This is a genomic window from Burkholderia territorii (assembly GCF_001718335.1).
Lineage (GTDB): Bacteria > Pseudomonadota > Gammaproteobacteria > Burkholderiales > Burkholderiaceae > Burkholderia > Burkholderia territorii.
Genome location: NZ_CP013365.1, coordinates 1,578,700 through 1,590,338 on the forward strand (window position 1 = coordinate 1,578,700; position 11,639 = coordinate 1,590,338).

An 11,639-nucleotide genomic window follows, 5' to 3' on the forward strand; every position below is an offset into this window, starting at 1 on the left:
ATTCCGGGCGCGCGCGAATGGTCCGTAGCTTTTGTCACAGTCGGCGGCTCACGCCGTCTCGCGGTGCGCGCGGATGCGAGCCGCGAGCGCCTGCGCGACGCGTTCGACCAATGCCGGCCAATCGCCCGGCCGCCCTTGCCGGAACAGCGTCGCGGTCGGATACCACGGGCTGTCGTCGCGCTCGAGCAGCCAGCGCCAGTCCGGCACGCGCGGCAGCAGCACCCACACCGGCCGGCCGAGCGCGCCGGCCAGGTGCACGACCGACGTATCGACGGCGATCACCAGATCCAGCGTGTCGACGAGCGCGGCCGTCTCCGCGAAATCCGTCAACGCCGCCTCGAACGACAGCACGCCGCTGGCCGCGAACGCGTCGGCGTCGCGCGCGCGCACGCCGACCTGCAGGCTGACGAACGTCGCGTCGAGCGCGACGAGCGGCGCGAGCGCGGCAAACGTCATCGACCGGTTCTCGTCGTTCGCGTGATGCGGGTTGCCGGACCACACGACGCCCACACGCAGGCGCCCCGGCGGCGCAGCTGCATCGAGCCGCTCGAGCCATGCCGCGCGCCGCCGCGGATCGGCATGCAGGTACGGCACGTCGGCCGGCACCGTATCGAGCGTCGTGCGGAATGCGAACGGCAGGCTCATCATCGGGCAATGCAGATCGAACGCCGGCAACGCCTGGCCGTCGGCGACGACGCGGCTCACACCGCGCAACGTGCCGAGCAGTTCGGCCAGCGCAGCAGGCGCGTCGATCGTCACGATCGCGCCGCGATCGTGCGCGAGGCTCGCGTAGCGGCAGAACTGCAGCGTGTCGCCGAAACCCTGCTCCGCATGCAGCAGCAGCGTGCGTCCAGCCAGCGGTTCGTCGCCGGTCCATTGCGGGCGGTCCGCGTGACGGCGGTGCAGCATCACGTCGGCGGCATCCCAGCGCGCTTCGTGCTGCCGCCAGCCCGTGTCGAAGTCGCCCGTCAACAGGCGGCAGAACGCCTCGGAGCGGCGCGCGATGCCGTGATTCGCATCGTGCCGGCAGGCCAGCGCGAAATCGGCGAGCGCGCCCGCATAATCGCCGACCTGCTGGCGCGCGACCGCACGCGCGTAGAACTCCTGCGCGGTACCGCAGGGCGCGGCGGTGGCGGCCGCGTAGCTCGCGAGCGCGTCGTCGTAGCGGCCGAGCAGTTGCTGTGCGATCGCGCGATTGCACAGCACTTCCGCATGCGGGCCGCGTGCGGCGAGTGCCCGGTCGTAATCCGCAACGGCGTCGTCGCAGGCGCCGAGCGCCCGCAACGCTCCGGCGCGATTGCGCAGCGCATCGAAATCGGCAGGCGCGCGCGCGAGCGCTTCGCCGTAGGCGCGCACGGCTTCCTCGTGACGCCGCAGCCCCAGCAGCGCGTTGCCGCGGCCGATCCATGCGCCGACGTTGTCGCGGTCTAGCGCGAGCAGGCGGTCGGCGCGCTTCAGCAATTCGTCGCGCAGATGCAGCAGGTCGAGCGCGACGCAACTGACGAACAACAGTTGCGCATCGTCCGGCGTGCGCGCCAGCGCTTCGTCGACGCACGCGAGCGCTTCGGCCGGGCGGCCCAGTTCGATCAACGCATAGCCGCACGCATAGACGAGTTCGGGAGTCTTGCCGCGCACCACCATCGCAAGCCGGAAACAATGCACGGCCTCGTCGCCGCGCCCGAGCGCACGCAGCGCATGGCCGCGTTCCGCGAGCGCGAGCGCATCGTTCGAATCGATCCGCAGCGCGCGCTCGATGCTGATCAACGCGTCGGCTGGCCGGCCCATCGCGCGCAGCGCCTCGCCGCGACGCACCCACGTCGCGGCGCGCCCGGGCTCGCGCGCGAGCGCGAGATCGTACGCGCCGACCGCTTCGCCGTGCCGGCCGAGCGCGCGTAGCGCGTCGCCGCGTGCCGCATGCGCGGGCGCATGCCCGGAATCGCGTGCGAGCGCCTGCGCCGCCGCGTCGAGCGCCTCGCGATGGCGGCCCGTGCCGGTCAGCGCCGCCGCATGGTTGGCGAAATTCCACGGCTGGTCGAGTCCGAACCGCATCGAGCGCGCGATCAGCGGCTCCGCGCGCAACGCGTCGCCGCGCGCCAGATGCACGACGCCGAGCAGGTGCAGTGCTTCGACGTGATCGGGCATCATCGCCAGCACGCCTTCGTAGAGCCGCGCCGCGCCGGCAAAATCGCGCTGCTCGAGCTTCGCGCGTGCCTGGCGCAGCGCATCGTCGACGGCAGCCCGCAGCGGCAGCGCATGCACCGTGCTCATCGCGTCGCGCTCGCCACGAGCGCCGGCAGCGCGCCGCGCACGCGCTCGACCACCGGCGCCCACCGGCCGCCCTGCGGCTGGCGGAACAGCGTCGCCCCCGGATACCACGGGCTGTCGTCGCGATCGAGCAACCAGCGGAAATCCGGCGTGTGCGGCAGCAGCACCGCGAGCGGACAACCGAGCGCACCGGCCAGGTGCGCGACCGACGTATCGACGCTGATCACCGCGTCCAGTGCGCCGATCAACGCGGCCGTCTCCGCGAAATCGGTCAGGTCGTCGCCGACGAAGCGGATCGGGCTCGCCTGCAGCGCCGCACGATCGTCGTCGCGGATCACCTTCTGCACGCTGATCCACTCGTAGCGATCGTCGAGCAGCGGCAACAGGTCGGTCAGCATCATCGAGCGGTTGCGATCGTTCAGGTGCAGCGGATTGCCCGTCCAGACGAGGCCGATGCGCGGCCGGCCCGTCGTGCCGAGACGCGCGCGCCAGCGTTCGACCCGCTCGGGATCGGCACTCAGGTACGGCGTGTCCGCCGGAATCGACGACAGGTCCGTGCGGAACTCCAGCGGCAGGCTCAGCAGCGGGCAATGCAGGTCGAACGGCGGCAGCGGATCGCCGCGCGCGACGAGCACATCCACGCCGTCGAGCGTCGCGAACAGCGACTTCAATTCGACGGGCGCCTCCAGCACGACGCGTGCGCCGAGCGCCTTGACCAGCGGCACATAGCGGCAGAACTGCAGCGTGTCGCCAAGCCCCTGTTCCGGGTACAGCAGGATCGTGCGGCCGTCGAGCGGCGTGCCGTGCGTCCAGCGCGGCTGCGCGAAATCGCGCCGGCTGCCGTCGAGCTGGCGGTCGCGCCAGCGCCATTCGTACTCGGCCCAGCCGGCTTCGAAATTGCCGGTCGACAGGCACAGGAAGGCGCGCATGCAGTGCGCGGGCGCGTCGTCCGGATCGATGTCGAGCACGCGCGCATAGGCATCCAGCGCGTCGTCGTGGCGGCGCAGCGCACGCAACGCGTTTCCCCGATGAAAGTGCGCGAGCTTGTCGTGCGGCGTTGTGTCGATCACGCGCGCGAGATCGGCGAGCGCGTCGTCGTAACGATGCGTTTCGAGCCTGACAACGGCGCGCGTGAACGACGCCGCGGTGCAGTGCGCATCGACCGCAAGCGCGCGGTCGCACATCGCGTGCGCGTCGTCGTGGCGACCGACGTGCATCAGCGCGCTTGCGAAGTTGCACAGCACGGCGGTGTTGTCCGGCTCGACGTCGAGCGCGCGCGCATAGCTGTCCACCGCCTCCGCGTAGCGCCCGACGTGGCTCGCCGCGTTGCCGCGATTCGCGAGCGCGCGTGCATGACGCGGATCGAGCGCGATCGCGCGATCGCAGCGCACCAGCGCTTCTTCGTGCCGCCCGAGCTGCTCGAGCGCGATCGAACTGTTGACGATCGCATCGACGAACGTCGGGCTTGCGGCGATCGCCGCATTGAAATCCGCGAGCGCGCGCTCGGGCTCGTGCAGATCCAGATACGCGACGCCTCGCAGGAACAGCACTTCGGCACTGCCGGGTGCGAGCGCGAGCGCATGGTCGTAGCTGAGCGCCGCATCGCGGAAGCGGCCGAGCTCACGCAGCGCGAGACCGCGTGCGCGCATCGCATCGAACGAGCGGCCCGCGAGCGCGACCGCCCGGTCGCAGTCGGCGAGTGCCGCGTCGTGGCGGCCGAGCGCGCGCTGCGTGTCGCTGCGCTTCACGTAGCCGTCGGCGAAACCGGGCGTCAGTTCGAGCAGCCGGTCGTAGGATGCGCACGCTTCGTCGTGGCGCCCGAGTTGCGCGAGCAGGCCGGCACGCTGGAACAGCGCGCGCTGATGCGCGGGATTGATCGCGAGCGCATCGTCGAGGCGAGCGAGCGCGTCGTGCGTGCGGCCGAGTCCGGCGAGCACCGCCGAGTAGTTCGCCAGCGCGAGCGGCATCGGCTGGCGCTCGATCGAGCGCCGCATCAGCGGCTCGGCATCCTCGAGACGGCCCTGCTGGAATCGCAATGCGCCGAGCAGATGCAGCGCTTCCGGATGGTCGGGATCGAGTGCAAGCAATTCCGCGTACGCGTGCTCCGCCTGTTGCAGCGCGCCGTCGCGGTGCGCGATGCGCGCGCATGCGAGCAGCCGCTCGAGCTGCGCGGCATCGGGCGGACGGCGATCCGGCGATCGTGACGCGGCCGGCGCACTCGCGAGTGTCGTCCCTTCCCCGTTCAATGTCATCGTGTGGCCCCTGGGTGATCGTTCTGGTTCGTTTCGTCGCGTCTAACGCGTCATCGCCGCGATCGCATCGCGTACCGCGTCGATCACGGCGCGCCAGTGTCCCGGCGACGACTGGCGAAACAGCCGCGCGGACGGATACCAGGGGCTGTCGCCGCGTGCCCGCATCCAGCGCCATTCCGGCGGGTCGGGCAGCAATATCCACACCGGGCGGCCGAGCGCGCCCGCCAGATGCGCAACGGCGGAATCGACCGCGATCACGACATCCAGTGCGCCGATCAACGCGGCCGTATCCGCGAAATCGCCGAGCGCGTCGTCCACGCGGCGCAGCGGCGAATCCGCCAGCTCGCCGAGGTTGCGCTCACGAACCGGCTTCTGCAGGCTGACCCAGTCGACGTCGAGATCGAACAGCGGCGCGAACCGCGCCAGATCGATCGACCGATGGTGGTCGTTGCGGTGTTCCGGATTGCCGGCCCACGCGAGCCCGATGCGCGGCCGGCGTCGTGCGCCGAGCAGCGCTTCCCATTCGCGCACGCGGTGCGGGTCCGCATGCAGATAGGCGGCAGCCGATGGAATCGTCCGCGCGTCGGTGCGAAACGCATACGGCAGGCTCGGCAGCGGCACGTGGCAGTCGAACGCGGGTAGCGGTTCGCCTCGCGAGACCACCGCGGCGGTGCCGTCGAGCGATGCCATCAGCGCGCGCAACGGCGGCTGAACCTCCAGCACGACGCGGGCGCCGCGCGCGGCGACGAGCGGCACGTAGCGGCAGAACTGCAGCGTGTCGCCGTAGCCCTGCTCCGCGTGAATCAGGATCGTCCTGCCGTCGAGCGGTTCGTCGCCGCGCCAGGCCGGCTGCGTGAACGGACGCACCTGCCGCGCGAGCTGCGCGTCGTGCAGCCGCCATTCGTACGCCGGCCAGCCGCGTTCGAAATCGCCCTCCATCAGATGCAGCGATGCGCGGGCGACATGAGCGTCGACATAGTCGGGACGCAACGCGAGCGCACGTTCGTAAGCGGCAAGCGCGTCGTCCGCCTGCGCGTGGTCGGCATGCAGGTTGCCGCGGTTGAGCCAGTTCGTCGCATGCTCCGGACGCAGCGCGAGCGCGCGATCGAGCGAGGCGGCCGCTTCGTCGCGGCGGTGCAGGTCCTGCAGCACGCTGCCGCGGTTAGTCCACGCTTCGGCGAAATGCGGGTCGATCGCAAGCGCCGCGTCGTAGCAGGACAGCGCTTCGTCGAAGCGCTTCAGGTGGCGCAGCGCGGTGCCGCGATTGCACAGGAGGTCGGCGGAACGAGGCTCGATGGCGAGCGCACGCGCATAGCTGTCGAGCGCGTCGTCGTAGCGGCGCATTTGCAGCAATGCGTTGCCGCGGCTCGCCAGCGCGGGCACGTGGTTCGCGTCGAGCGCCAGCACGCGTTCGCAGCGAAGCAGCGCTTCGTCCGCGCGACCGAGCCTTTCGAGCGCGACCGCGCTGTCGTGAAGCACGTCGAGCCGTGCGGGATCGGCCGCGATCGCGTCGTTGAAGGCCGCGAGCGCTTCGTTCACGCGGTCGAGATCGACGAGCGCGCGGCCGCGTTCGGCCTGGATCGTGGCCACGCCGGGCCGAAGGGCATTCGCGCGGTCGAAGCAGTGCAGCGCATCGGCCGGCCGCTGAAGCGCGCGCAGCACGAGACCGCGGTTGAACCACGACTCGCACGAGCGCGGATCGACCATCAGCGCGCGATCGTAGGTGTCGAGCGCGTCGTCGAGGCGGCCGAGCGCCCGCAGCGCAGCGCCGCGATTGCACAGCGCATCGAGCACGAGCGGCGACACCGCGAGCGCGCGGTCGAACGCCGCGAGCGCGTCGTCGTAGCGATGCTGCGCGATCAGCGTGTTACCGCGACGCACGAGCGTCTGCACGTCGTCGGGCGCCGCACGCAGCGCCGCCGCGAAATGGTCCAGCGCCTCGTCGACGCGCCCGCTCTCGCCGACGATCGCACCGAGATCCGACAATGCCCGCGCGCTCGCGTCGATCGAGATCGAGCGGCGCAGCAGCGCCTCCGCCTCGCCGACCGCGCCGCGCTGGAACTGCAGCACGCCGTACAGATGCAGTGCCTGCGGATGATCGGGCTCGTTCGCGAGCACGGCGAGATAGTCGCGCGCCGCGTCGTCGAAGCGCCCGGCGCCGTGCGATTGCTGCGCGCGGCCGAGGATCGCCGCCGATTGCCATTGCCCGCGCGCGCCGTTCCCCGATGCGCCCGCGTGTGCATCATGCCGGTGCTCGACCGTCACGTTCGCCCCCTTCCCGTTTGCCGATGCGCCGCTGAACGGGCCGGAGCGGCCCGTCGCGGCAATCATGCTCGGCACGAGACTAACGGACGCCCAATAACAGACGTATGACGAAAGTTACGGACCATTTTGTGCCGGGCGGCAAAGCGCTTGTCTCGGCGAGACCGACCTCGCTCCCCGATGCCCGCCCGGCCGCCGTCACTGGCCGATCGGGATCGTCCGCACGTATTCGACCGGCGGCGCGCCAAGCGTCACCGCGAACCGCACCCCGCGCGGCAGCGGCATCCCGAGCGACGTCGAATTGCTGATGCCGTGCTGCGCGAGAAACTGCGCATAGGCCTGCTCGATCGCCGTCTGGCTGCTCGTCCAGCCGCCCGGCGCAATCCATACGGCCAGCTGCATCGAGCGCGCATCGTTGCTGACGACCACGCGCGGGAACGCGTCCATCTGCTGCAGCGCCGCCTCGACCTCGGCGAGCGACGCGAGCGGCTGCGACGCGCTGCGCTCGAGCTCGCGCCCCTTGAGCCGGTAACGCACGACCTGCACGTGCGCCGGGCCGGCGCCGACGCCCAGATGCCGCACCATCACGAGATCGTTCGGCCGGATCCGCAGCGGCGGCCCGAACACTTCGTCGGCCGTCACCAGGTTCATCAGGTCGAACTGCAGCTGGGAAAAATAGCGGCCGAGCAGACGCGTTTGCGCCAGATTCGACGCGATATCGTCGCGGCCGCGGATCGTCGCATCGAGGCCGCGCCACGACAGCAGCGCGATCACGGCCAGCAGCGCGATCGCGACCAGCATCTCGATCAGCGTGAAGCCCCGCGCGCGCGCCGGCGCGCGCCGGTCAGCGCCGCGCTTCATTCTGGATCACCGTCACGACTTCGGCGAGCACGTTGCGGCTCGATGCGGACGGATAGACGCTGACCGTCACGCGCCGCACGAGCGGGCTCGGCAGCGCGGCCACGGACTGCCGGCACACGAACCGGTAACGACCCTGCGGGCACGCGAACGTCTGCGTGCCCGCGTCCGGCCAGCTCGACGCGATGCGGATTTCGCCGAGCGCGTTGTCGGCGCTCCAGAGCGCGAGCAACCGCATGCGCGCCGTATCGGTGTCCGACGCGAGCGCGCCGATCGCGCGCATCACGGCGCCGAGCGCCACCGCGACGATCGCCAGCGCGATCAGCACCTCGATCAGCGTGAATCCCCGTAGCGGCGCCCGTGCGGCGCGGTGAAAATCGGTTCTGTCGTCGCACATGACCTGCGCTCTTGTCGATGAGTCGTCGCCGTTCGCCGCGCGATGCATCGCGCATCGCCGCCACGGCGGACGCCGCGCATGCACGTTAAGCGGCGCGTATGGCAAGTGCGTGTCGGAAGGTACGGACCATTTGTCGTGATCGACGCATGGCGCGGCCACGCCGGTGCATCACGCGGTGCGCGACGGCGAAGCCGGGGAAACGGAGGAAAACGGAAAGGAAGAAGAAAAACGGCCGGGAACGGACGATCACGCCGATCCGCGCACGGGTCGGCGCGGCGCGACGTCAGGCCGGCACGGCGTCGTCATACTCGGCACGGGCAAGCTGGCCGGCGGCATGCGCGTCGGCTTCGGCGGGGAAGCCGTCCGTGCTGAATGCGACGACTTTCACACCGACGCCGGACACCCGCTTCACCGTCAGCGCCCATTGCCATGCGCCGTCTTGTTCGAAGACGTGCAGCGAGGGTTCGAGGGATGAGTCCAGTACGGTCAAGAATTATGCTCCTGCGCTACGCGTCGCATCGGCAACGCGTCGTGCATGTCGAAAAGATGCGCCGGTTCGCGGCGCGTTTCAGCCATTCGACAGTTTAGTCAATGATTGTTGCGACGCACCATCAGGGCTTACACCTGCCTATCAGAACCGGGTGGTCGATGAAATCCAACTGAAACCCTTGTGGCGCGGGCCTCGCCGCCGATTCCCCCGGCGTGCGCAGCACCTGTGCGTCAACGTGCCGCATGGACGAGCGCTTCATTGGATCGGTTGAAAAACGGGTCGCGACCCTGGGCGATGCAAGCCCTCCGGCCGGCGCGGCTAGCGTGCCGCCTCGCCCGTCATTACTCGCCGAAAAGTCAGGTTGATCCGCTCGCCCTGCACCGCCGGCGCCTTGGGCACGCGGTGCTGCCATTCGGCCTGCGTGCGGCCGCGCATCACCAGCAGGCTGCCGTGCGTCAACCGGTACGCATGCACGACGCCGGTGGCGCGATGACGCAAGTCGAACACGCGCATCGCGCCGAGGCTGACGGACGCGATCACCGGCGCGTCGCCGAGCTCCGGCTCGTTGTCCGCATGCCAGCCGAGGCTGTCCTGCCCGTTGCGATAACGATTGAGCAGCACGCTGTTGAAACGCGCGTCGCAGGTCGCCTCGACCGCACGCTTCAGGTCGAGCACGGCCGGCGTCCACGGCGCGGGCACGTTGCGGATTCCCGAATACACGTAGACGGCGTCCGGCTCGCCCTGCCACGCGGTGAGCCGAGGAAGCGGAATGCGCCCGCGCGGCGTGCGGATCGTGTCCTGCCGCCAAGCAACCTCGTCGATCAGCGCGGCCAGCATACGATCGGCGTCGGCCGCCGCGAGCCAGCCCGGGTACCAGTCCACGTCGGGCGCGGGCGTATCGGCGAAAAGATCGGGCGTCGACATGTCGGAATCGGGCAAGAGTCAATGAGACGGGCGAACCATGTCTGCATGGTAGCCAACGGCGACGCGTGCCGCCATGCGCTGTCATTCCGTCGCGCCACATGCCCGAGCGCCGGGCGCCCCGAATCGCCGAGAGCGAGGCCGGTGCGTTTCAGCAGGCCACGCTATCATCGCGGCGTATCGCAACGCGCCCTTATCCAGGGCGCCGCGTTCTTCCGCAATGCCGGCCGGCACGACCCGGCCGATTTCTTCACGGACCCACCATGACGCTCTCCGATTCCGCCCTCGACCAGCTGTTCCTCACCGCACGCACCCACAACGCATGGCAGGACAAACCCGTCGACGACGCGCTGCTGCACCGGTTGATCGACCTCACGAAATTCGGCCCGACGTCGGCGAACGCGAGCCCCGCGCGCTTCGTGTTCGTCAAGTCGCCGGAAGCGAAGGCGCGCCTGAAACCGGCGCTGTCCGAAGGCAATCTCGCGAAGACGATGGCCGCGCCCGTCACCGTGATCGTCGGCATGGACTTCGCGTTCCACGAGCACCTGCCGCGCCTGTTCCCGCACGCCGACGCGCGCAGCTGGTTCGCCGGCAACGACGCACTGATCGAAGCCACGGCGTTCCGCAACTCGTCGCTGCAGGGCGCGTACCTGATCCTCGCGGCCCGTGCACTCGGCCTCGACGCGGGCCCGATGTCGGGCTTCGATGCCGCCAAGGTCGACGCCGAATTCTTCGCGGGCACCGCGATCCGAACCAACTTCCTCGTGAATCTGGGCTACGGCGATCCGGCCGGCCTGTTCCCGCGCAGCCCGCGCTTCGAGTTCGACGATATCGCGCGCATCGTCTGACGCGCGCTAGCGGCCGCGTGCCAGCCGGATCAGCGTGATTTCGGACGGCACGCCGAAACGGTTCGGCGGCCCCCAGTAGCCGGTGCCGCGGCTGGTGTAGAGCCACATTTCGCCGAACCGGCTCAGCCCGCCGATCACCGGCTGTTGCAGGCGCACGAACGGCGGCCACGGCAGAAACTGGCCGCCGTGCGTATGGCCGGACAGCTGGACCGTGAAACCGGCGCGACTCGCCGCTTCCGCGCTGCGCGGCTGGTGCGCGAGCAGGATCTTCGTGGCGACGTCGTGCGGCGCGCCCGCCAGCGCCTGCTCGGGGTCGCTGCGATGCGCGGGATCGAACCCGCCCGCCGTGAAATCGGTGACGCCCGCGAGCACCGCGCGCGCGCCGTCGTGCTCGATCAGCACATGCTCGTTGAGCAGCACCTTCAACCCGATCCGCCGGAACTCGTCGATCCACGCATGCGCGCCGGCGTAGTACTCGTGGTTGCCCGTCACGAGGAAGCTGCCGTGCCGCGACTGCATGCGGCCAAGCGGCGCCGTGTGCTCGCGCAGCCGCTTGACCGGGCCGTCGACCACGTCGCCCGTCACGACGACGAGATCGGCGTCGAGCGCATTGACCGCGCGCACGATCCGCTCGATATAAGGTCGCTTGATCGTCGGCCCGACGTGAATGTCCGACAGTTGCACGATCGTCAGCCCGTCGAGCGCGGCCGGCAGCCCGTCGACCGGAATCGACACTCGCTTGACCGCCGCCGTGCGGCGCGCGCCGACGAATCCGATCGCGCTGACCAGCACCGCGCCCGCCAGCACGCCGAGCGCCGTGTCGGATGCCGCGCCGCTCCAGGCGCCGTCATGCCCCAGATGCCGCCATGCAACGACGCCGAGCAGCAGCAGATCGCGCAGGAACGTCAGCACCAGCAGCGACGAAAAGAAACCCATCGCGAGCGAGCCGGCCCAGCCGGCCAGCGTCGCGGCCCAGCCTTCGTCGAAGCGGCGCGAGAACATGCCGACCGGAATCAGCACGACGAAGCTCGCCAGCACGAGCGCCGCGAGCGTGCGCGCGAGCGGCGACGCGAAGGCGTCGGGAATGATCCGCAGTCCGACGTACAAGTGGAACAGCACGCCGATCGCAATGAACCGGACAAAGAAACTTCGCATGGAACGTTCATCCTCGTTGCGGTACCGCTACCGCTTCCGCGCCGCGCATCGGACGAAACCGGGCGTCGGTTTCCGTCACGCGTCGCGCTGTCCGCACGATGGTACACAGATACCGGGCGGCACGACGGATCGCGGCCACGGCAAACGCACGGCGCGGCCGGAATGCGGATTCATCCGCGTTTGCGCTGTAA

General features: G+C 70.1%; 9 protein-coding genes. 1 reads left to right on the forward strand and 8 read right to left on the reverse strand.

Annotated elements, in window-relative coordinates:
• Positions 1-48: 48 nt before the first annotated feature.
• From WS51_RS06950 to WS51_RS06980, 7 genes are all read right to left on the reverse strand, one after another.
• Positions 49-2,268, reverse strand: a complete 2,220-nt coding sequence (locus WS51_RS06950) for a tetratricopeptide repeat protein (protein ID WP_069229153.1) — start codon at positions 2,266-2,268, stop codon at positions 49-51.
• A complete protein-coding gene (locus tag WS51_RS06955) occupies positions 2,265-4,517 on the reverse strand; it encodes a tetratricopeptide repeat protein (RefSeq protein ID WP_069228849.1) in 2,253 nt (750 codons plus the stop codon). The genes WS51_RS06950 and WS51_RS06955 overlap by 4 nt, the downstream gene beginning before the upstream one ends.
• A 42-nt stretch (positions 4,518-4,559) precedes the next feature.
• Complete coding sequence (locus WS51_RS06960; RefSeq protein ID WP_081333530.1) at positions 4,560-6,848, reverse strand: tetratricopeptide repeat protein; 2,289 nt, start codon at positions 6,846-6,848, stop codon at positions 4,560-4,562.
• 129 nt (positions 6,849-6,977) lie between these two features.
• A complete protein-coding gene (locus WS51_RS06965; RefSeq protein ID WP_059451657.1) occupies positions 6,978-7,640 on the reverse strand; it encodes a PulJ/GspJ family protein in 663 nt (220 codons plus the stop codon).
• A complete protein-coding gene (gene gspI, locus WS51_RS06970) occupies positions 7,624-8,034 on the reverse strand; it encodes a type II secretion system minor pseudopilin GspI (protein WP_059451658.1) in 411 nt (136 codons plus the stop codon). Before gspI ends, WS51_RS06965 begins: the two co-directional genes overlap by 17 nt.
• A gap of 283 nt (positions 8,035-8,317) precedes the next feature.
• Positions 8,318-8,524: a hypothetical protein gene (locus WS51_RS06975; protein ID WP_069228850.1), complete on the reverse strand. Its 207-nt coding sequence runs from the start codon at positions 8,522-8,524 to the stop codon at positions 8,318-8,320.
• A 318-nt stretch (positions 8,525-8,842) separates the two neighbouring features.
• On the reverse strand, positions 8,843-9,448 hold the full coding sequence (locus WS51_RS06980; protein ID WP_059451659.1) for an alpha-ketoglutarate-dependent dioxygenase AlkB family protein: 606 nt from the start codon (positions 9,446-9,448) through the stop codon (positions 8,843-8,845).
• Between the two features lie 260 nt (positions 9,449-9,708).
• Here WS51_RS06980 and WS51_RS06985 point away from each other — a divergent pair, with 260 nt between their 5' ends.
• Positions 9,709-10,293, forward strand: coding sequence for a malonic semialdehyde reductase (locus WS51_RS06985; RefSeq protein ID WP_059507676.1), 585 nt, complete (start codon positions 9,709-9,711; stop codon positions 10,291-10,293).
• A gap of 6 nt (positions 10,294-10,299) precedes the next feature.
• Here the strand turns inward: WS51_RS06985 and WS51_RS06990 are convergent, their stop codons facing one another.
• Entirely contained in the window at positions 10,300-11,448 is a 1,149-nt protein-coding gene (locus WS51_RS06990) for a metallophosphoesterase (RefSeq protein WP_059507677.1), read from the reverse strand.
• Positions 11,449-11,639 lie beyond the last annotated feature (191 nt).